Source organism: Nocardioides sp. S5-5 (assembly GCF_054954065.1).
On the sequence record NZ_CP199913.1, the window covers coordinates 3,724,429 to 3,743,853 of the forward strand.

Sequence of the window (19,425 nt, forward strand, 5' to 3'; positions counted from 1 at the left end):
CATGGACCCGGACCGGTACGGCGCGCGGCCGCGCTGGCAGCGACTGCTCTTCGGCCTGCCGCCCGCACTGGCGCTGCTGCTCGTCGGCGGCTACTGGACCCTGCTGTCGTGGGGTGTCGTCGGCGACGAGACGTCCAACACCTTCTCGATCATCGGTCCGATCGTCGCCGGGTTCGGCGTGGCCCTCGGCTGGGTCGTGCTGCAGCGGCGCCCGTGAGTCTGGCTCGGCGTCTCGTCGGGCTCAGCCACGGATCCGGTCCGTGAACGCCAGTAGGCTGGCGCGATGGCAGTCAGGGTCGACCTCAACATCTCACTCGACGGTTTCGCCACCACGACGGACCAGACGCCCGAGAAGCCCTTCGGCGACGACTGGCCGCGGCTGACCGGGGCGTACGTCGCGACCAGGACCTTCCGCGAGCGGGTGCTGCACGACACCTCCGGCGAGGGCACGACCGGCGTCGACGACAGGTACGCGCAGGCATACTTCGCCGAGCTCGGCGCGGAGATCATGGGCGCGGGCATGTTCGGCCTCCACGACTTCCCCGACGACCCCGACTGGCGCGGTTGGTGGGGTGACGAGCCGCCGTTCCGGATCCCCGTCTTCGTGCTGACCCACGGCGCCCCGCGCCCGCCGATCGAGATGGCCGGCGGCACCACCTTCCACTTCCTCTCCGCCACTGCGCGCGAAGCGCTCGACTGCGCCCTCGACGTCGCTGCCGGCAAGGACATCCGGGTGGGTGGCGGCGCGACCGTCGTACGCGACTTCCTCGCCGCCGGGCTCGTCGACCAGCTCCACGTCGCGATCGCGCCGATCCTGCTGGGCCGCGGGATCCGGCTCTGGGACGACCTGCGCGGACTGGAGGCGGACTACGAGGTCCTCAGCGAGACGGCCGAGAGCGGCACGATCCACCTGACCTTCCGCCGATGACGCTCCCCCACAGCCGCTCACCGCTCGTGCGGCGGGTCCTCACGGGCCGATGGCCGCGCCGGCAAGCGCACGCATTCGTCGGGCAGCGTCAGCGGCCCCGATCCTGGTGGGGAACCAGTCTCCCGAGACGGCCACCCGTTCCCCGGCTGGATTCCACGCGGTCCACCGCCATGACCTCCCCCTGCGCGTCTGCAGGCGGTACTCCCGGCCATCGGGCTCGACCCGGAAGCGGTGCGCCGCCTGGTCCGCCGTCGCCAGGCTGGCATAGGTCGTGCCGGACCAGGCGAGGACCAGACCGTCGTCGTCGATGAGCCACCACGCCGACCGACGGGCTACCGCCGACTCGACGACGAATCTCATCGCTCGCTGGTCCCGAGCACGGTGCGGAAGGAGGGCGCGGACTTCTCATCGCCCCACCAGGAGCCCCCGTCGTCCTCCCAATGATCGGCCGGGTCCACGTCGGGGTGCTCGCTCACCAGGGTCAGCAGATCCCCGGCAGTATGGGAGTTCCCGGCGGTCGCAGCCGCCAGGAGCGCCTCGGCGCCCTGGTCGTCGCTGAACCCCGGCGGTACGACGAGCACGTGGAGCACCGTCCGGTCCGAGGTCTTCAGCTCGATGAGGTGGGTGTCGTCGCGGGGGAACGAGCCGACCTTGATGGCTCCGCCCGCAACGGGCACCCGCCGCGGAGCGGGGTCCCAGTCGGGCGGGGAGAACAGGGCCCGCACGATGCGACCGCACTCCGCCGGGAAGTGGTCGACCAGGTCGGCCAGCTCCACGGCGAGGTCACGGCTCTGCGGCCACCAGCCCCCGTCGAGCCGGTCGACTCCCATCGTCCGGCCCATGCGGAAACGGAGAGGATGCCGATCGGGAGCGAGAAGGACGGGTGTGCCTGGCGTCGTCATGACGGCCACCTCTCGACCGGTCCGGGTGTCCGGGGCGGAGGCCTCAGATCGACCGGTCGTCCTCCACGCTACCTCACAGCTCCAACGCCCCGTCCGGGCACGACACGCGGCCCGTCGGGTCGAACGCCTCGTCGGGGATCCGGTCCGGCCAGGCGATCCGGATCCGCAGCACCTCGGAGGTGTGCAACCGGACCAGCACGACCCCGCGGCCGCGCGCCTCGGGCAGGAAGCCGGCCTTGACCCGACCGTGCCGGGTGAAGATCTCCGTCGCGGGGACCTCCCAGTCTCCGGGCGCATAGGCCAGACGGTCGATGCGGCCCCGGTGCGCCGGGAACTCGTCGACCAGGTGCGCTCCCTCCCGCACCAGGTCGCGACCGTACGGCAGCCAGATCCCGTCGGGGAGCGCGAAGTGCTGCACGTCGGTCAACCGCAGCCGCAGGAGTCCGAGCGCGTCGGGATGCCTGTGCGGGTAGTTGAACCTGGGCGCACCCATGGCGCCGCCTCTCGTCGCGCCCCATCACCGCACCGGACGTGCCGCAGGAGCTTCGCACTCCACGGTACGTCGAATGAGGCAAGCGCACCCACTCAGCACCGCTCAATTCGGGGACGATCAGTCCCCCGGACAGCGCCGGCCGACCTTGTTGGCGGCGCCGACCGCCGCCAGCTGCGAGGTGAGCTCCAGCTTGGCGAGGATCGTCTTCACCTGGGTGCGGACGGTCGCCTCGGACACGAGGCTGGCGCGGGCGATCTCGCGCACGTGCATGCCCCGCGTCAATGCCCCGAGGACCTCCATCTCCCGGCGCGTGAGGCGCTCCGGACGACGGGCGATGTCCCGTTCTCCGACCGATGACGGGCGCGGTCGCGACCGACAAGATTGCCGCGGCTCGAAGACTTGACCGTCGTGACGCTCCTCCGCGCAGGCTGCGCTATCAACCCTCGGCAGTGTGAGACCCCACGCCGCCCCCGCCCTCACGCCAGGGGCTGGCCTGGGCCTGCGTGGGTAATGGCGAGGAAGTCGGCGTGCGGACCCGGATCTCTCGGGCCCATGTCGGCAAGGCCCTGGCCGGGGAGGTGGGCTCCAGACGCCGGCTGGGGTCGTCCCACCCACCCGCGGATCGACGCCGTAGCCGAGCCGGCCGACCGCGGGCAGCCGAGCGGGCCGGGATCCCTCCATCCCGCCGCTGATCTGCGCGAACGCGTGGACTCACACGTTGAAGCGGAACGAATCGAGCCGATTCCGACATTGCTCGATATTCGCTAGTTGTGGGGCTGATGCGATGAAGGGGCGGGGCCTCCGCCCTCGTGCGGCCCCGGCGGATGCTGGGGGTGTACTCGACTTCGACGACGAAGGAGGCCCCTGATGTCAGAGTACGCAGGCAAGCAGTTCGTCGGTATCGATCTTCACCGCCGACGTAGCGTGATCGTGCGAACGACCGATTCCGGCGACGTGCTGGAGTCGGTCCGGATTCCCAACGACGTCGAGAGCCTGGACCAGGTACTCACGCGCGCTGGGGAGTCCCCTGAGGTGGTCCTCGAGGCCACCTACGGCTGGTACTGGGCAGTCGACGCCCTCCAGGAAGCAGGCGCGAAGGTTCACCTCGCGCACCCGTTGGGGGTCAAGGCGTTCGAGTACCGGCGGGTCAAGAACGACTACCGCGACGCCGCCGACCTGGCCGACCTGCTCCGGATGGGCCGCCTGCCCGAGGCATGGATCGCGCCACCAGCGACCCGGGAACTGCGGGAACTGGTCCGCCATCGAGCCAAGCTGGTCGCACTCCGCAGCCACTGCAAGGCCGAGGTCCACGCCGTGCTGGCCAAGTGCGGGATCCAGGTGTTGATGAGCGACCTGTTCGGCGTCGACGGCACCGCCTTGCTGGACCGGCTCTCCTCGACGCGCCAACTGCCGGCGCCGTACGCGGCCCGGATCGCGTCACTGCGCCGGCTGCTGGACAATCTGGAGTTCGAAATCGACTTGTTCACCAACCTCGTCCAGGGCCAGATCCGCACCGACCCCGAGCAAGGGGGCAGCTACCTGGCGCTACAGCAGATCCCCGGGATCGGCCCGGTGCTCGGGGCGGTGTTCCTCGTCGAGGTCGGCGACATCTCCCGGTTCGGCACCGCGCCCCAGCTGGCTTGTTGGGCCGGACTGACCCCGAAGCATCACGAGTCCGACACGCACGTACACCGCGGCCGGATCACTAAACAGGGCTCCCGGCTGGTCCGCTGGGCCGCAGTCGAATCGGTCAAGCGCCTCGGCCCGCACACCCGCGTCGGCGCGCTGCGGAACCGGGTCGCCGATCGCCGTGGCCCCAACATCGGCGCGGTCGCGGCCGCGCGAGTGCAAATGGAGTACGTCTTCTACGCGCTGCGCGACGGCCACGTCCGCGCGCTGCAGCATCAAACGCGGGAGTCGGCATGAACGGCACCCACACGCTCCCGGTCGGTCGCGAGGTCGTGCAGGTCATGACCCCCGTCCCAGTCACACAGGACGGCGCGGTCGCGCTGACTGATTGACCCCGACCGACCGGACTGGCGCACCCCATCATGCCGCCCGGCCACGACCGCTAATGGCCGACCACGCGGCGAAGGGATGACCGAGCAGCCACACCGGCCTGCTCCCCACGGCAAAGCACCGGCACTGATGCGAGCCACGTCCACCACAGCAACCACAGCCCCAGGAGACCACGACCTAGCCCTCGACAACCCCGAACAGCATGCGCTGCACGGCGTCGGGGTCAAGGCCCTGCCGGCCGCGCCGCGGTCGGGCTCCGCCCGAGCCTGGACCCCGCCGCCTCATCAGCGCGCCCACACGCAGGGTCGAAGGCAATAAGAAGGGCCGGCCAACACTCTTGACCGGCCCCGCTCCTTCAGGGATGACCTGCGCAAACGTTGTTCGGTGGCCATGGGCACTGTCGGTCCGTTTCGGTCCTGGTGAGGGCAGATTGAGGGCAGATAGGGTCGAACCCGCCTACGGGATTGTTTGCGGCAGCAGCGTGAAGTAGCCGCCACCCTTGGGCGTGATCGACGGAAAGTGCCGCCTGTCCAGGGTGGCGATCTCTTGTGCTCCGAGGCGCTCAGCCACCGCCACGACCGACGCATCCGTGCCACCCAGCGGGAACGACGCGAACTGGCGGACCAGCTCGGCCATGCGCGCAACGTCGTCGTTGGTCAGCTCGACCAGAGTGAACGTGCCGTCCACAACCGAGTCGAGGAATGCCGCCTCGACCTCTGGCCCGCCGTGATGATTGAGCCAGTAGCAGACCTCAGCCAGCACCGTCGCGGGAAGAACGATGGCTTCGTTGGCCATGAACAGGTCACGGAACAGATCGGTGGCGGTGAAGTAGTGCTCGTCCCGCTCGTTGGCCAGAGCGACGAGCGGACCGGTGTCGCAGACGATCAACGCTCGCTACCGAAACCTCGCGACATCACGGTGTCGATGTACTCGGGTGATGAGCCGTTCGTCGGGCCGTCCTTGACCATGCCAACGAACTTCGGCGGCCAGGTCCCTCTCGGCTTCGATTCAGCCAGCCGCTTGGCGTCGGCGAGCAGCACGTCCACCTGATCGTCGGGCATGCCCTCGATCAGGTGAATCAACTCGTCGCGATTTGCGGTCATGCGAGCAAGTCTAGGCGACTCGTCCGACGATCGGCGGACGTCAGATTGCGGGCGCGCGAGGCTCGTCAGCCGCTCGACCTCTGCTCGATCCAGCGCACCGCCACACAACCGAACGATCTCCGACATGGCGACGCCTTCGACGTCACGGAGTTCAGAGAGCGCGCGTCCGACATCGAGATCGGCACGCGGGCTGCGGCCTAGCTGCGCACAGGCATTGAGGACGCGAAGGACCAGCGCCTCGATTCGTTGAGCACGGCGGATCAGTTGACGGCTGCGTTCCTCGCGTCGCTCCCAGATTCGGCGCCGACCCAGCTGACTGCTCATCGCAGGCCTCTGCGCGGACCCGACCGACGAGCCAGGCGCGTGATCTCGTCGGCGACGCTGCTCCACTTCGCATCATCAAGTGACCCATCCCCCGCCAGTTCCCCGATCTGGCGGAGCACCCGCCGACAGGCTGCCGGCGACTGGAGCACCGCATCGACATGCTGCTCGATGGGGACGGTCGGCTCCATGCCACGTTGGACGGCCTGCCGCTCCGCATAGTCCGCTCGACGGCATGCTGCGCTGCACCATCGCTTCGGACGTCCAGGATGACGAGGTACTCCCTCGTAGATCCGGCGGCCGCACCGCTCGCACGGCCGATCTGTGATCACTCGTGCTTCTCCAGCCCCAGCGTCCACGCGATGACGACCGCAGATCGCCACCGCAGATGCTTGCCGACCCTGAACCCCTTCGGGCCGTACCCCGTGTGACGCCACGAGTAGATGGTCTGCTTCGGAACGCCGAGGTAGTTGGCGACCTCGGCGATGGTCCACAGGTCGCTGTTGTCCATCGGCTTCGACGGCCGCTGCACCGACAAGGTCGGTGCGGTCCTGGTGTGGCTTGAAGGTCCGCGGCTCCCCGGTCGGCTCCCTCTCGACGATGGAGCCGAATCGCTCCACAGTCCCGGCTGATTCTCGTTGCTTGCTTGATTGGTCATGTCCGGCCTTCCTTTGGAAACTGATGGTCACCTTCAGTCACCTAAGTGCGATGGACCTGCGGCAGCGATCACCTCCGCTGAGAGTCGTACACCTCGCTGATGGAACTCACCGCCGGGCAACTCTCGGCGTCGACGTGCGCAGCGAGATTCGTCGGGACGAATCTCGGCCGGGAATGCAATAGGTGTGTGTCAGTTCCTCGTGGTGGCCGTGCATGGGGGGACGCCGGTTCAGAACGAGCGTGTTAAGGCGGAACACATCAGCGCTACCGCCCTCCGGGTGGTGCTCGACAGCGGCCAGATTCCATTCTGCTGCGGAGTGGTTCATCAGCTGCCCTGCGCGCGTCCAGTCACGGCGTCTTGGATCGACTCCGGGTCGCGGGCCCTACCCCCGGATCTTGGACACAGGGTTTGATTACGCAGCGGTTGGCAGCGTAGCGGCCCGGCGGGCCTCGTAGGTGGACGGTGGCAGGTAGCCGCACCAGGAGTGTCGGCGTCGGGTGTTGTAGCGCACGATCCACCGGAACACTTCTCGGCGGCAGCTGGCCTCATCAGCCCAGCAGGCGGCGTCTTGGAGGACCTCACGCTTCAGAGTCGCGTTGAACGACTCCGCGAGCGCGTTGTCGGCCGACGTGCCGACAGCGCCCATCGACTGGGTGACGCCGAGACTCTTGCAGAGCCGGGCGTAGTCCTTGCTCGTGTAGACCGACCCGTGATCGGAGTGGAACACCGCCCCGGCGAGGCTGCCGCGGGTGGTCTTGGCTGCGTTGAGGGCGTCCTCGACGAGGCTGGTGCGCATGTGGTCGGCGACCGCCCATCCGGCAAGGCGTCGGCTGTAGCAGTCGATCACGGTGGCCAGGTAGAGGTTTGTCCCGTCGGCCAACGGCAGGTAGGTGATGTCGCCGACGTAGCGGAGCCCGGGCGCGGGGGCGGTGAAGTCCCGCTTCAGCAGGTCGGGGACCTTCTGATCGGACTGCTCGGGGATCGTGGTCCGCACCCGCCGCTTCTTGACGTAGCCGGCGATCCCCGCGGCCCGCATCACCCGCGCGACCCGCTTGTGGTTGACCCGCTCCTCGGCCGGTGCGCCGTCGTTGAGCTCGGCGGTGATCCGCGGTGCCCCGCAAGTGTTGTCTTCGTCGTGGACGGCGCGGATCCGCTCGACCAGCACGGCGTCCGCGGCAGCCCGCTCAGCCCGAGCAGGAGCCCCGGCCTTCCACGCGTAGTACGACGAACGCTCGATCTCGACGAGCTCACACAGTCGCTTCACCTCGAAGGTGGCGGAGTTGTCGGCGACGAACTGGAAGCGACTCACCAGACCGTCTCCCCGGCGAAATACGGCTCTTGTGACGCATCCGTGGGTGCTTGAGCGCGCCTGAAACGTGAGCACGCCGTTCCCTGTCTAGGTTTCTGAGCTGTTGAGGAACCGAAACCAGTGAGCGGAGAACGGCGTGCAGAACGCCACCTTATGGCGCGCCCTGTTGGGGGTCGAGAAGACGGTCGTGGAGGACATCGAGTTCGACGAGGACGAAGAGCTGTTGGTGGCCCATGTGCGGCCGCGGAAGCGTGCTCGCGGTCGTTGTGGACGGTGCGGGCGACCTTCGCCTGGCTACGACGCCGGAGAAGGCCGGCGACGGTGGCGGGCACTGGACCTAGGCACGATCCAGGTCGTGCTCGAGGCGGACGCACCGCGGGTGAGGTGTCTCGAACATGGCCCGACGGTCGTCGCGGTGCCCTGGGCACGGCACGCGGCCGGCCACACAGTCGTGTTCGACGAGCAGGTGGCCTGGTTGGCCACCCAGTGCTCGAAGAGCGCGGTGGTCGAGCTGATGCGGATCGCCTGGCGCACCGTCGGCGCGATCATCACCCGGGTCTGGGCCGACGTCGAAGCCCTGCACGACCGGTTCGCGGACCTGCGACGGCTGGGGATCGATGAGATTTCGTACAAGCGCGGGCACCGATATCTGACCGTGGTCGTCGACCACGACAGTGGTCGGCTGGTGTGGGCCGCACCGGGCCGTGACAAGGCAACCCTGGAGAAGTTCTTCGACGCCCTCGGCCCCGAGCGCAGCGCCCAGATCACCCACATCTCTGCAGACGGGGCGGACTGGATCAGCACGGTGGTCGCACAGCGGTGTCCGAACGCGGTGCGCTGCGCTGATCCGTTCCACGTTGTCCGCTGGGCCACCGACGCGCTGGACGAGGTCCGCCGGCAGGCCTGGAACGAGGCCCGTGGCGCCGTCACCCAGCGCCGCGCCGGACGAGCCAGCGGCCAGGCGAAGGCACTCAAACACGCCAGGTTCGCGTTGTGGAAGAACCCCGAGAACCTCACCCTCCGGCAGCGGGCCAAGCTCGCCTGGGTCGCCAAGACCGATCCGCGCCTGCACCGCGCCTACCTGCTCAAGGAAGGCCTCCGGCTGGTGTTCCAGCTCCCGCACGACGAGGCCGAAGAGGCCCTCGACGTCTGGATCGGCTGGGCCCGTCGCTGTCGGATCTCGGCCTTCGTCGATCTGCAACGCCGGATCGTCAAGCACCGAGCCTCTATCCTCGCCGCGATCGAGCACGGCCTGTCCAATGGACGCATCGAGTCGGTAAACACCAAGATCCGACCGATCACCCGGGTCGCCTTCGGCTTCCGCTCACCCGAAGCCCTGATCGCCTTGGCCATGCTCAACCTCGGCGGCCACCCACCAGTGCTCCCCGGCCGCAAATGACCCACGGAAGGGTCAGGAGAGCCCGAAATACTTCGCCGCCCGCTGGAGAATCTCCCGCTCGGTGGCCAGCTTGGTGGTCTCGACCTCGAGTTCGGCGACCCGGGCGCGGAGCCGAGCCAGCTCCTGATCGGGCGACTCCTCACCCGGGCCCGAGGTCGTCTTGCTGGTGGGCTTGGACTGCAACGGGCTGGAGGTCAACGTCCCGTCAGCAGCGGTCTTCTTGCCGGTCCCGTACACCTCGAGCCACCCGCGCAGCGTGCCCCGCACGATGCCCAGGTCCTCGGCGATGCCGCGGACCGTGGCCCCCGGGGTGGACTCGTACAAGTCGACGGCCTGACGACGGAACTCCTCGGAGTAGTTCTTCCTGGCCATGATTCTCGGATCATCTCGCTCTCCCCGCCACCCTCACGGGTGCGGGATTCGGCGTGTCCAAGATCCGGGGTCAGGCCCCCGGGTCGCGTCGTGCCCCGATGACCGCGAGCACGTCGATGCGGTCATCACCCACGAGATAGACGGCCATGTACGGAAAGCGCTTGACCAGTAGGCGCCGAGAGCCCTCGAACAGGATCACTCCGGACTCCGGCCACATCTCAAGGCGCTCGATCTGCTCATCCAGCCGTGCCCCGAACCGACCCGGTAACGCTGAATCGAAGGCGGCGTAGTGATCGTAGATCGCGGCGAGGTCGTCCTCCACGCCGGGGTGGAAGACGATCGTTCGCGAGGTCACGCCCTCCGCGCGGCGACGCGCGCCTTGAGCTCGTCCCAGGTCAGACCGATGGACGGATCAGCCTGAAGGTCTGCCGCCCGGGAACGGATCAGCGACTTCTCCGCCTCCGTGAGCTCGATCGCCTCGGACTCCACCGTGCTCTCGATGAACTCGACCAACTCCAAGCGCTCATCGAGGCTCATCGCCTCGATCGCGGACTGGAGAGCGGGATTCACCACGCCTCTTAGCCTCGATCCGTGGATCGACTCGGGGTTCGCGACATGGGTTGCGGCGGGCCTGGACGTGAAAGTGCCTCCTGGCTGGGAGAATCGTGATTGCTGAAGTCGCGAGTCGCTCGAGCCGAAGAGGCACTGGAAGTGAAACTACATCAAGAGTGGTCCCGAGCCACGCCGGTCTTCGATGAAGACCACCTCGTGTCGCATGCCGGACTGGTGCCGGTGATGGCGTTGGCCGAGCAGTCCGGACTCTCCGGGCTCCTCGCCGACCGGGTGTCGATCAAGTCCTCGCTCGTCCGCTCGGCTGGGGTGAACCCGGCGGGGAAGATCGCCACGATCATCGCGGGCATGGCCGTGGGCGCCGAGTGCATCGAGGACCTCGACATCGTCCGCGCCGGCGGGATGAAGGAACTGTTCGGCGGGGTCTACGCACCAGCGACGCTGGGCCAGTTCCTCCGCTCGTTCACCCACGGACATGTCTCCCAACTCGCCTCGGTCGCGCGCTCGCACCTGGTGAACCTGGTCGCGTCCACCGAGCTGCTGGACGGGGTCGGTGAGCAGGCGTTCATCGACATCGACTCGCTGTTGCGCCCGGTCTACGGCTACCAGAAGCAAGGAGCGAGTTACGGCCATGCCAAGATCGCGGGCCGCGCGTTGCTCCGCAAGGGTCTCTCGCCGCTGGTCACCACGATCAGCACCCCCACCAGCGCTCCTGTCGTGGCCGGTGTACGGCTACGAGCCGGGAAAGCAGGATCGGGCAAAGCAGCCGCATCCATGGTCGAAGAAGCGATCCGGACTGCCCGCGCCTGCGGCGCCGGAACGAGCACCGGAACGAGCACCGGAACGAGCACCGGAACGAGCACCGGAACGAGCACCGGAACGAGCACCGGGAAGATTCTGGTGCGGGGCGACTCCGCGTACGGCAGCAGTGCCGTGGTCAACGCCTGCATCAACGCCGGTGTGGAGTTCTCGGTCGTGCTCAGACACAACGACGCTGTTGCCGCCGCGATCTCCCGGATCCCCGACGATGCGTGGCAACCGGTGCACTATCCCGGCGCCGTGGCCGATCCCGACACCGGTGAGCTGATCTCCGATGCCGAGGTCGCCGAGACCTCCTACACCGCGTTCGCACAGAACAACCCGGTCACCGCACGGCTCATCGTGCGGCGGGTGCGCGACAAGACCAACCTCGATGCCGGCCTCGAGGAGTTGTTCCCGCTCTGGCGGCATCACCCGTTCTTCACCAACAACACCGAGCCCGTGACGGCCGCGGACATCACCCACCGTCGTCACGCGGTCATCGAGACCGTCTTCGCTGACCTGATCGACGGACCGTTCGCGCACATGCCCTCAGGCAGGTTCGCCGCGAACCACGCCTGGACCCTGTGCGCGGCCATGGCCTACAACCTGCTCCGCGCGACCGACACCCTGGCCCCACGCACCCGCAACACCGCTGGACAGAACATCCCGATCCCCGCTCGAGGCACGACCCTGCGGCGTCAGATCATCAACGTCCCAGCTCGCCTAACCAGGCCGCAGCGCCGCCCCGTCCTGCACCTGCCCGCACATTGGCCCTGGGCCGAGCGCTGGCTCCAGACATGGGACCGCGTCTTCGACACCGCCCACGGACCACCGATCACCACCTGAGCGATCCACCAGCCGCAAGGCACGACCCGAGGAACCCCGACAGTGGAAGAGCTGGGCAGACCAGCACCACACCCCTGCCCAACTGCCGCCGCCCAACCCAACCGCGTCAGCCACCACCTACCCCGACTCACCCGCCGAGTCGATCCACGGATCGAGGCTTAGGATACGCCGCTGAAGCCAGCCATGGGCGACCCGTTCGTCGGGCCACGATCACCCCGCTGGCAGAAAGTCCGCCAGCTCGTAGCGAGCAACGCGGCTCCCGGTCCGCCTTGCCCATGCCTCGACCTCGTCGTAGAGGACACGTATGTCTCCCTTGACGGCATCCACGATCTCAGGGACGCACTCGCGACCCTCACTACCTTCCGTGACGGAACTCCACCACGTCGCCATCCGCCATGACGTAGTCCTTGCCCTCCATCCGCACCCGGCCGGCCTCCTTGGCCTTGTTCATCGACCCGGCGGCGACCAGGTCGTCGAACGACACCACCTCGGCCTTGATGAAGCCCTTCTGGAAGTCGGTGTGGATCACGCCGGCGGCCTCGGGGGCGGTGGCGCCCTTGGGGATGGTCCAGGCGCGGGACTCCTTGGGGCCCGCGGTGAGATAGGTCTGCAGGCCGAGGGTGTCGAAGCCGACCCGGGCGAGCACCTCCAGGCCGGGCTCCGTGACGCCGGCCTCGGCGAGGAACTCGGCGGCCTCCTCGTCGTCGAGCTCGATCAGCTCGGACTCGAACTTGGCGTCGAGGAAGATGGCCTCGGCCGGAGCGACCAGCTCGCGCATCCTGTCCTTCAAGGACTCGTCCCCCAGCTCGTCGGCGTCGCAGTTGAAGACGTAGATGAACGGCTTGGCGGTGAGCAGGGAGAGCTCGCGCAGCAGGAAGCGGTCGATCGAGGTGGCGATGATCGGCGTGCCGGCCTCGAGGGCCTCCTTCGCCTCGCGCGCGGCCTCCAGGTTGGCGGCCAGCTCCTTGACCTTGCGCGCCTCCTTCTCCAGCCGTACGACGGCCTTGTCCACCGTCTCGAGGTCGGCGAGGATCAGCTCGGTCTGGATGGTGGAGATGTCGTTGCCGGGGTTGACCTCGCCGTCGACGTGGGTGACGTCCTCGTCGCGGAAGACGCGGGTCACCTGGCAGATGGCGGCGGACTCGCGGATGTGGGCGAGGAACTTGTTGCCGAGGCCCTCACCCTGCGAGGCGCCGCGGACGATGCCGGCGATGTCCACGAACTCGACGGTCGCGGGCAGCTGGCGCTCGGAGCCGAAGATCTCGGCGAGCCTGCCGAGGCGCGGGTCGGGCACGCCCACCACGCCCACATTGGGCTCGATGGTGGCGAACGGGTAGTTCGCCGCGAGGACGTCGTTCTTGGTCAGCGCGTTGAAGAGCGTCGACTTGCCTGCGTTGGGGAGACCGACGATGCCGATGGTGAGTGCCACGGGCGCTGATTCTAGGGCGGTACGACGAGGGGCCCGAATCACCGGCGACCGGTTGCGCTCAGGACGTGAACCGGTCCGACAGCGCGTAGCGCAGCAGCGCGACATCGCCGATCGCGCGGGTCTCGACGAGCTCAGCCCTGCTGCCGGGGTGCCACGGGAACGCCCCGTCGCCGACGAACCGCCTCGCCCGGGAGTCCCCCACGAAGAACGGTGCGACCACGAGGTGCAGCTCGTCGGCGAGTCCCGCCGTGAGGAACTGGGTGTGGACCGTGCCGCCGCCCTCGACCATCAGCCGCCGTACGCCGCGCGAGCCCAGGTCGGTCACCAGCGCGGCCATCCGCACCTCGGTGCCGAGGCCGACCACCTTCGCGAACGAGCCCACCCTGCTCTCCAGCTCCGGGACGGTCGGCTCGGGGCAGTAGACGAGCTTCTCGCCGTCGCCGACCGTGAAGAACCGGGCGGCCGGGTCGAGATCACCCCGGCAGCTCAGGGTCACCTTGACCAGGTCGGCGGGCAGCCCCGCGGTCTCGCGCTCCCGGCGTCGCCGCTCGGAGCGGATCTGCAGCCGGGGATCGTCGTTGCGGACCGTCGCCGCGCCCACCAGGATCGCGTCGCAGCCCGCGCGCACACCATCGACCCGGTCGAAGTCGGCGTCGTTCGACAACAGCAGCCGCTCGGCCCCGGCGCTGTCGAGGTAGCCGTCGAGGGAGATGCAGCAGCTCAGGAGGACGTACGGCCGCGTGCCCATGCGGGACCTCCCTCCACGACCAACAGACCGGGCAGCGTGGCGACGAGCGACATCACGCCGTAGACGACCGCGACCTCGACGCCGGCGGCCGCGCCGAGCCCGGCCGCGCCGAACACCCACGCGGCAGCACCCTCACGCGGACCCCAGCCCGCGACGCTGACGGGGATCGCGGAGGCCAGCAGCACCAGCAGGGCCAGGGCGACCAGTCCCGGTGTGGCGGCGGTGACGCCGGCGATGCGGGCCGCGACGAGGAACACCAGGACGTGGCCGCTCGCGGCGAGCGCGGACAGCAGCAGCACCTCCGGCCAGCTCCCGTCGAGGGCGGCCGCGGCCTCGCGCCGAACCGGCGCGGCCGCGAGCACGACGAGCCCACCGACGACGAGCACGGCGAGCACCGTGAGGACCCCGCCCCGCAGCGCCCCCGGCAGCAGCGGTACGACGGACGCCACCAGCGCCACCTGCACCACCTGACCGCTCGCCCGGTCCCACACCACCGACCGCAGCCCCCGCCCGAGCGCCCCCGCGTCCTGCCCACGCCGGTAGCCGCGGTGCAGGTCGCCGAGCACGCCGCCGGGCAGGGTCGCGTTGAGCAGCTGGGCCCGGTAGCAGCTCCGGTAGGCGTCGCGAAACGGGATCGTCACCCCGAGCCCGGTCGTCAGCAGGCTCCAGCGGCGGGCACAGCACGCCGTGGTCCCGGCCGTGACGACCAGTGCGATCGCGAGCGCCCGGGGGTCGGTGTGGGCCAGCCCGTCGAGGAACGGCCGCGCGCCGAGCCGCGCCGCGAGCACGACCAGGATCGCGACCGCGGCGAGCAGCCGGATCCGTGCGCCGAGCGCTCCCCTGTCGATGGCTACCTCCCCTCGCCGGTGAGTACGGCGCCCCACGCGATCCGGTTCAGCACGCCGGCCACGGCCTCGGCGGTGTCCGCCCACGACCCCAGCCGCCGTCGGCGCTGCCCCGCAGCCGTCCGCCACCGGGCGCGGAGGTCGGCGTCCGTCAGCCAGGACCGCAGGGCGCCGGCGAAGGCCGCCGGATCGCCGACCGGGACCAGCCGCCCCGGCGGCGACCCGTCGTCGGCCGTGCCCAGCGCCTCGGGGTGACCGCCGACCTGGGTCGCGATCGCCGGCAGGCCGCGGGCCAGGCCCTCGGCGAGCGCCATCCCGTACGACTCGCGACGCGAGGGCGCCAGCAGCAGATCGCTCCCCGAGCGGACCTGCTCGAGCTCGGCCGGCGGCAGCGGGCCCAACAGCTCGATCCGGCCGGCCCGCGCCCCGAAGGCCTCCGCATTGGACCCCAGCAGGTCGAGCGCGCCGACGCATCGGCAGGTCCAGTCGAGGTCGCGGACCAGGTCGAGGGCGGCGAGCAGGTCGCCGTACCCCTTGGCGGGGGTGAGCGGCCCGACGCAGAGCAGATCGGTGCCGCCGGGCGAGCCGGGGACGAGCGGGCCGGGGTCGACGCCGGGCAGGGCGACCCAGACGCGGTGCGCGGGCACGCCCACCTCGTCGCGCACCCAGCGCCGCGCCCACGCACTCGTCGTGACGACGGCCGCGACCGACCGCAGCACGGCCGGCTCGGCGGGCCCGGACCCCGGCATGTGCAGCAGCACCGCCACCCGCAGCCGGCGGCTCTCCCCGGCGAGCACCGGGGTCGTCGAGGCGACCAGTCCGTCGACCAGGACCACCGCGCCGTCGGGCAGCTCCGCCAGCACCCGGCCCGGACCGCCCGCGCCGACCCGGTACACCCGCACCTCATGCCCCAGGGCGGTCAGCCCGGCGATCAGCCGGCGGTCGTAGACATTCCCGCCGCTCGGCCGGCGCGGGTCGTCCACGCCGTCGGGTACGACGACGTGGAGCCTCACAGCGCCCGCTCGTAGCTGGCCCACGCGACGTGCGACTCGTGCAGCGTCACCGTGATCGCCGCGAGGGCCCCGCCGCCCGGGCCCAGGTCACCCGAGCTCGCGCGCTCGGCCAACCGGTCCGCGACCCAGCGGGCGAGCACCTCGGTCGAGCTGTTCTGCCCGGCGAGCCCCACCTCGTCATGCACCGTTTCGTCGTCGAGGTTGCGGTAGTGCAGCCGCGCCAGCACCTCGCGCACCACCTCGGTGGCCCGGCCGATGTCGACGAGGATCCCGTCGGCGTCGAGGTCGCGCCCGGCGAAGGTCGCGTCGATGACGTACGTCGCGCCGTGCAGCCGCTGGGCCGGTCCGAAGACCTCGCCGGTCAGGCTGTGCGCGATCATGATGTGGTCGCGGACGGTCACCCGGAACATCAGGCCTCCTGGCCGGTCGAGTAGTCGATGGAATGGCACAGCCCCGGCAGTGAGCCGGCGGCGATCTCGGCCAGCACCGCGGGCAGCTCACGGAACGGCGAGCAGTCGGTGAGCAGTGTGTCGAAGCCCGGGTCGCGGAGCAGCTCCAGCGCCAGGGCCAGCCGGTCCCGCCGGCTGCGCGAGTCCCGCCGGGCGGGTGCGACCGCGCCGACCTGGCTGCTGCGCAGCGTGAGCCGCGCGGAGTGGAAGGCCTCTCCCAGCGGCAGGCTGACCGGCCGGTCGCCGTACCAGGACAGGTCGAGGACGGTGCCCTCCGGCACGACCAGCTCGAGCGCGCGCCGCAGCCCGGCCTCGGTCGCGCTGGTGTGGACGACGAGGTCGCTGCGACCGGGGTCGTCGTCGGGTCCGGCGAAGCCGACGCCGAGCGCCGCGGCCACCTCGGCCCGGCTCGAGTCGACGTCGACCAGGGTCACCCGGGCACCCGGCACGCCCGCCGCCAGCCGCGCCACGCAGCAGCCGACCAGGCCGGCCCCGACGACCGTGACGTGGTCGCCGAGCAGCGGCGGCGCGTCCCACAGCGCGTTCAGCGCGGTCTCGACGGTGCCGGCCAGCACCGCGCGCGCCGCCGGGACCCCGTCGGGGACGGGCACGACCGCGGCAGCCGGCACGACGTACGCCGTCTGGTGGGGGTGCAGACAGAAGACGGTGCGTCCGACGAGGTCGTCGGGACCGCGCTCGACGACGCCGACGCTGAGGTAGCCACACGTCACCGGGCCGGGGAGGTCGCCCTGCTGGAAGGGCGCCCGCATGGCCGCGTACTGGCTGGGCGGGACCCGGCCGGCGAGCACCAGGGACTCGGTGCCACGGCTGATCGCGGAGCGCACCGCCCGGACCAGGACGTCGTCGGCCCGCGGCACCGGGAGCGCGACCGCCCGGATCTCGCCGTGCCCCGCCTCGGTGACCCAGTACGCCTCGGCCTCGTCAGCCACCGCGGACTCCTCTCGTTGAACCGGCCCCCGGCGCGCGTCGTACGCCTGGGTACAAGTGAGGACACGGAGGTGCGATGGATCGGGTTCAGCTCGGCCCCGCGGGCAGGGTCACGGCGACGCGCGCGGTGCTCGCCGTCGGCGTCGCCGGGCTCACCCTCCACGGCCTGGGCGACCCGCTGTCCGGGCAGCTGACGACGGTCCTGGTCACGCTCAGCGCGGTGGCGCTGGTGCTCGACGCGGTCGACGGGCACGTCGCGCGCCGGACGGGTACGGCGAGCGCGTTCGGTGCCCGCTTCGACATGGAGACCGACGCCTTCCTGATCGCCGTGCTCAGCGTCCACGTCGCGCCGCGGCTCGGCTGGTGGGTGCTCGCGATCGGCGCGATGCGCTACGCGTACGTCCTCGCGGGGTGGGCGCTGCCGTGGCTGCGCCGCCCGACGCCGCCGCGGTACTGGGCCAAGGTCGTCGCCGCGGTCCAGGGCATCGTGCTGACCGTGGCGGCGGCGAGCCTGCTGCCCGATCCGGTGGCCCGGGTGGCACTCGGCGCGGCGCTGGCGCTGCTCGTGGAGTCCTTCGGGCACGACGCTCTGTGGCAGTGGCGGCACCGGCACGACCCCGCGCCGCTCTCCTCGCCGCCGGCGCGGGCGGTGACCGCGGCGGCGGTCGTCGCACTCTGGCTGGCGCTCGCTCCGCCCCGCGTCGCGGACGGGATCAGCCCCGCCGACTTCGCCCGGATCCCGGTCGAGGGGCTGGTGCTGGCGGCGCTCGCGGTCGTGCTGCCCTCGCGCGGCCGGCGTCTCCTCTCCGTCGTGCTCGGTCTCCTGGTCACCGCGCTCGCGGTGCTGCGCGGGCTGGGCCTCGGCTTCGACGTCTACCTCGGCCGCTCGTTCCACGTACACGGCGACTGGTCCTACCTGCCCAAGGGGTACGAGGTGGTCCGCGACACCCACGGCGAGCCGATGGCGGTCCTCGCCGTCGTGGGGGTCGTGGTACTGACCGCCGGGCTGGCCGTCGTACTGACGCGGGCGGCGGGCCGCGTCGCGCGGGTCTCGGCCGCACATCCCCGCACGACCTGGCGCACGCTCGCCGCGCTCGGCACGGTCTGGGTGGTCTGCGCCGCGTTCGGCGGCCCGGTGGACCGGATCGCCGCGGCCGGGTCGGCCGGCCTGGTCGTCGACACCGTCGACCAGGTCCGCGCGGACCGGCACGACACCCGGGTCTTCGCCCGCGAGCTCGCCACCGACGCCTTCGCCGCGACGCCCGGCGACCAGCTCCTCCACGGTCTGCGGGGCAAGGACGTGCTGCTCGTGTGGTTCGAGAGCTACGGCCGGATCGCGCTGGAGGACAGCTGGTTCGCGCCGTCGGTCGTCGACGTCCTCGAGGAGGGCAACCGCGAGCTGGCCGCCGCCGGCTACCACTCCCGCAGCGCCTTCCTCACCTCCCCGACCTTCGGCGCCGGCAGCTGGCTGGCGCACGCGACCCTGCAGTCGGGCGTGTGGACGAGCAGCGAGCGCCGCTACGGCCAGCTGCTCGGCAGCGACCGGCTCAACCTGACCCGCGCCTTCGGCTCCGCGGGCTGGCGCACGGTGTTCGACGTACCGGCCAACACCCGCGACTGGCCCGAGGGCGCGGCCTACTACGACTTCGACCGGCTCTACGACTCCCGCGACGTCGGCTACCGCGGGCCGAGATTCGGCTACGCGCCGATGCCCGACCAGTACACCCTCGACCACCTCCGCCGCGTTGAGCTCACTCCGGGACGGCGGGCGCCGGTGTTCGCCGAGGTCGATCTGGTCTCCAGCCACCACCCGTGGGCCCCGGTGCCCACGGAGATCCCCTGGACCGAGGTCGGCGACGGATCGGTGTACGACGACATGCCCGAGCGCGGGGACGCCGCCGTCGACGGCCACCGGCATCCGGGGACGGCGCAGGGCGACTACGCGGCGAGCGTGCGCTACACCTGGCGCACCCTGATCTCGTTCCTGACCGCCTACCCCGACCCGGACCGGGTTCTGGTCATCGTCGGGGACCACCAGCCGCACTCGTACGTGAGCGGGCGCCACCCCGGGCACGACGTGCCGATCACGGTGCTCGCCCAGGACCCCGGCGTGATCCGGCGGATCGACGGCTGGGGCTGGCAGGCCGGCATCCTGCCCGCCCCGGACGCGCCGGTGTGGCGGATGGACGCCGTGCGCGACCGGTTCCTGGCGGCCTACGCGGAGTGAACCGAAGCCCCCTCGTCCGCGTGTTCTCCTCAAACGAGCGAGAGG

The 19,425-nt window shown here is 70.6% G+C and carries 21 protein-coding genes and 2 pseudogenes; 6 read left to right on the plus strand and 17 right to left on the minus strand.

What is annotated here, in order from left to right; genetic code table 11:
• Position 1 precedes the first annotated feature (1 nt).
• A complete protein-coding gene (locus ACUP6Y_RS17875; RefSeq protein WP_462552187.1) occupies positions 2-217 on the plus strand; it encodes a hypothetical protein in 216 nt (71 codons plus the stop codon).
• A gap of 66 nt (positions 218-283) precedes the next feature.
• Positions 284-928 (plus strand): dihydrofolate reductase family protein, encoded by a 645-nt coding sequence (locus ACUP6Y_RS17880; RefSeq protein WP_462552188.1) that lies wholly within the window; start codon positions 284-286, stop codon positions 926-928.
• Between the two features lie 39 nt (positions 929-967).
• Here ACUP6Y_RS17880 and ACUP6Y_RS17885 read toward each other — a convergent pair whose 3' ends face one another.
• The 4 genes from ACUP6Y_RS17885 to ACUP6Y_RS17900 all read right to left on the minus strand — a co-directional run bounded on the left by ACUP6Y_RS17885 (position 968) and on the right by ACUP6Y_RS17900 (position 3,004).
• Positions 968-1,288, minus strand: a complete 321-nt coding sequence (locus tag ACUP6Y_RS17885; protein ID WP_462552189.1) for a hypothetical protein — start codon at positions 1,286-1,288, stop codon at positions 968-970.
• Positions 1,285-1,770, minus strand: a complete 486-nt coding sequence (locus ACUP6Y_RS17890) for a DUF5994 family protein (RefSeq protein WP_462552190.1) — start codon at positions 1,768-1,770, stop codon at positions 1,285-1,287. The genes ACUP6Y_RS17885 and ACUP6Y_RS17890 overlap by 4 nt, the downstream gene beginning before the upstream one ends.
• 133 nt (positions 1,771-1,903) lie before the next feature.
• Positions 1,904-2,323, minus strand: a complete 420-nt coding sequence (locus tag ACUP6Y_RS17895; protein WP_462552191.1) for a DUF5994 family protein — start codon at positions 2,321-2,323, stop codon at positions 1,904-1,906.
• Positions 2,324-2,440: 117 nt separating this feature from the next.
• The gene (locus ACUP6Y_RS17900; RefSeq protein WP_462552192.1) at positions 2,441-3,004 is read right to left on the minus strand and encodes a helix-turn-helix domain-containing protein; all 564 of its coding nucleotides are present in this window, start codon (positions 3,002-3,004) and stop codon (positions 2,441-2,443) included.
• A gap of 186 nt (positions 3,005-3,190) precedes the next feature.
• Between ACUP6Y_RS17900 and ACUP6Y_RS17905 the strand changes: the two genes are divergently transcribed.
• Complete coding sequence (locus ACUP6Y_RS17905) at positions 3,191-4,249, plus strand: IS110 family RNA-guided transposase (protein WP_462551598.1); 1,059 nt, start codon at positions 3,191-3,193, stop codon at positions 4,247-4,249.
• Between the two features lie 549 nt (positions 4,250-4,798).
• Here ACUP6Y_RS17905 and ACUP6Y_RS17910 read toward each other — a convergent pair.
• The 4 genes and pseudogenes from ACUP6Y_RS17910 to ACUP6Y_RS17925 form a co-directional block, all read right to left on the minus strand.
• Positions 4,799-5,230, minus strand: a complete 432-nt coding sequence (locus ACUP6Y_RS17910; RefSeq protein ID WP_462552193.1) for a type II toxin-antitoxin system VapC family toxin — start codon at positions 5,228-5,230, stop codon at positions 4,799-4,801.
• Positions 5,227-5,769 (minus strand): hypothetical protein, encoded by a 543-nt coding sequence (locus ACUP6Y_RS17915; protein WP_462552194.1) that lies wholly within the window; start codon positions 5,767-5,769, stop codon positions 5,227-5,229. The genes ACUP6Y_RS17910 and ACUP6Y_RS17915 overlap by 4 nt, the downstream gene beginning before the upstream one ends.
• 325 nt (positions 5,770-6,094) lie before the next feature.
• Positions 6,095-6,298 carry a helix-turn-helix transcriptional regulator gene (locus ACUP6Y_RS17920; protein ID WP_462552195.1) on the minus strand — a complete coding sequence of 68 codons (204 nt, stop codon included), beginning with the start codon at positions 6,296-6,298 and terminating at the stop codon, positions 6,095-6,097.
• Positions 6,299-6,836: 538 nt separating this feature from the next.
• Positions 6,837-7,754 (minus strand): annotated as a pseudogene (locus ACUP6Y_RS17925) (IS3 family transposase); the annotation flags it as partial.
• A 115-nt stretch (positions 7,755-7,869) separates the two neighbouring features.
• On the opposite strand from ACUP6Y_RS17925, the gene ACUP6Y_RS17930 reads away from it, so the two are divergent.
• Entirely contained in the window at positions 7,870-9,132 is a 1,263-nt protein-coding gene (locus tag ACUP6Y_RS17930) for an ISL3 family transposase (protein ID WP_462552196.1), read from the plus strand.
• Positions 9,133-9,156: 24 nt separating this feature from the next.
• Here the strand turns inward: ACUP6Y_RS17930 and ACUP6Y_RS17935 are convergent.
• From ACUP6Y_RS17935 to ACUP6Y_RS17945, 3 genes and pseudogenes are all read right to left on the minus strand, one after another.
• Positions 9,157-9,504 (minus strand): annotated as a pseudogene (locus tag ACUP6Y_RS17935) (transposase); the annotation flags it as partial.
• Positions 9,505-9,574: 70 nt separating this feature from the next.
• A complete protein-coding gene (locus tag ACUP6Y_RS17940) occupies positions 9,575-9,859 on the minus strand; it encodes a type II toxin-antitoxin system RelE/ParE family toxin (RefSeq protein WP_462552197.1) in 285 nt (94 codons plus the stop codon).
• Entirely contained in the window at positions 9,856-10,041 is a 186-nt protein-coding gene (locus ACUP6Y_RS17945) for an addiction module protein (RefSeq protein WP_462552198.1), read from the minus strand. The genes ACUP6Y_RS17940 and ACUP6Y_RS17945 overlap by 4 nt, the downstream gene beginning before the upstream one ends.
• A gap of 174 nt (positions 10,042-10,215) precedes the next feature.
• Between ACUP6Y_RS17945 and ACUP6Y_RS17950 the strand changes: the two genes are divergently transcribed.
• Positions 10,216-11,721, plus strand: a complete 1,506-nt coding sequence (locus tag ACUP6Y_RS17950; protein WP_462552199.1) for an IS1380 family transposase — start codon at positions 10,216-10,218, stop codon at positions 11,719-11,721.
• A gap of 355 nt (positions 11,722-12,076) precedes the next feature.
• Here ACUP6Y_RS17950 and ychF read toward each other — a convergent pair whose 3' ends face one another.
• The 6 genes from ychF to ACUP6Y_RS17980 are packed head-to-tail and all read right to left on the minus strand — an operon-like array spanning position 12,077 to position 17,155.
• Complete coding sequence (gene ychF, locus ACUP6Y_RS17955) at positions 12,077-13,150, minus strand: redox-regulated ATPase YchF (RefSeq protein WP_462552201.1); 1,074 nt, start codon at positions 13,148-13,150, stop codon at positions 12,077-12,079.
• A 58-nt stretch (positions 13,151-13,208) separates the two neighbouring features.
• Positions 13,209-13,898, minus strand: coding sequence for a RibD family protein (locus tag ACUP6Y_RS17960; protein ID WP_462552203.1), 690 nt, complete (start codon positions 13,896-13,898; stop codon positions 13,209-13,211).
• Positions 13,871-14,782: a lysylphosphatidylglycerol synthase transmembrane domain-containing protein gene (locus ACUP6Y_RS17965; protein ID WP_462552204.1), complete on the minus strand. Its 912-nt coding sequence runs from the start codon at positions 14,780-14,782 to the stop codon at positions 13,871-13,873. Before ACUP6Y_RS17965 ends, ACUP6Y_RS17960 begins: the two co-directional genes overlap by 28 nt.
• The gene (locus ACUP6Y_RS17970) at positions 14,749-15,756 is read right to left on the minus strand and encodes a glycosyltransferase family 4 protein (protein WP_462552205.1); all 1,008 of its coding nucleotides are present in this window, start codon (positions 15,754-15,756) and stop codon (positions 14,749-14,751) included. Before ACUP6Y_RS17970 ends, ACUP6Y_RS17965 begins: the two co-directional genes overlap by 34 nt.
• On the minus strand, positions 15,753-16,166 hold the full coding sequence (locus tag ACUP6Y_RS17975; RefSeq protein WP_462552206.1) for a 6-pyruvoyl trahydropterin synthase family protein: 414 nt from the start codon (positions 16,164-16,166) through the stop codon (positions 15,753-15,755). The genes ACUP6Y_RS17970 and ACUP6Y_RS17975 overlap by 4 nt, the downstream gene beginning before the upstream one ends.
• Positions 16,166-17,155 carry a zinc-dependent alcohol dehydrogenase gene (locus ACUP6Y_RS17980; protein ID WP_462552207.1) on the minus strand — a complete coding sequence of 330 codons (990 nt, stop codon included), beginning with the start codon at positions 17,153-17,155 and terminating at the stop codon, positions 16,166-16,168. Before ACUP6Y_RS17980 ends, ACUP6Y_RS17975 begins: the two co-directional genes overlap by 1 nt.
• Positions 17,156-17,229: 74 nt before the next feature.
• Between ACUP6Y_RS17980 and ACUP6Y_RS17985 the strand changes: the two genes are divergently transcribed.
• A complete protein-coding gene (locus ACUP6Y_RS17985) occupies positions 17,230-19,380 on the plus strand; it encodes a CDP-alcohol phosphatidyltransferase family protein (RefSeq protein ID WP_462552208.1) in 2,151 nt (716 codons plus the stop codon).
• The last annotated feature ends 45 nt before the right edge of the window (positions 19,381-19,425 follow it).

Coding starts and splice junctions, on each gene's coding strand:
- ACUP6Y_RS17985 (WP_462552208.1), top strand. CDS start 17,230: ATGGATCGGGTTCAGCTCGGCCCCGCGGGCAGGGTCACGGCGACGCGC.
- ACUP6Y_RS17905 (WP_462551598.1), top strand. CDS start 3,191: ATGTCAGAGTACGCAGGCAAGCAGTTCGTCGGTATCGATCTTCACCGC.
- ACUP6Y_RS17945 (WP_462552198.1), bottom strand. CDS start 10,041: ATGAGCCTCGATGAGCGCTTGGAGTTGGTCGAGTTCATCGAGAGCACG.
- ACUP6Y_RS17875 (WP_462552187.1), top strand. CDS start 2: ATGGACCCGGACCGGTACGGCGCGCGGCCGCGCTGGCAGCGACTGCTC.
- ACUP6Y_RS17890 (WP_462552190.1), bottom strand. CDS start 1,770: ATGGGCCGGACGATGGGAGTCGACCGGCTCGACGGGGGCTGGTGGCCG.
- ACUP6Y_RS17895 (WP_462552191.1), bottom strand. CDS start 2,323: ATGGGTGCGCCCAGGTTCAACTACCCGCACAGGCATCCCGACGCGCTC.
- ACUP6Y_RS17880 (WP_462552188.1), top strand. CDS start 284: ATGGCAGTCAGGGTCGACCTCAACATCTCACTCGACGGTTTCGCCACC.
- ACUP6Y_RS17885 (WP_462552189.1), bottom strand. CDS start 1,288: ATGAGATTCGTCGTCGAGTCGGCGGTAGCCCGTCGGTCGGCGTGGTGG.
- ACUP6Y_RS17975 (WP_462552206.1), bottom strand. CDS start 16,166: ATGTTCCGGGTGACCGTCCGCGACCACATCATGATCGCGCACAGCCTG.
- ACUP6Y_RS17960 (WP_462552203.1), bottom strand. CDS start 13,898: ATGGGCACGCGGCCGTACGTCCTCCTGAGCTGCTGCATCTCCCTCGAC.
- ACUP6Y_RS17900 (WP_462552192.1), bottom strand. CDS start 3,004: ATGGAGGGATCCCGGCCCGCTCGGCTGCCCGCGGTCGGCCGGCTCGGC.
- ACUP6Y_RS17915 (WP_462552194.1), bottom strand. CDS start 5,769: ATGAGCAGTCAGCTGGGTCGGCGCCGAATCTGGGAGCGACGCGAGGAA.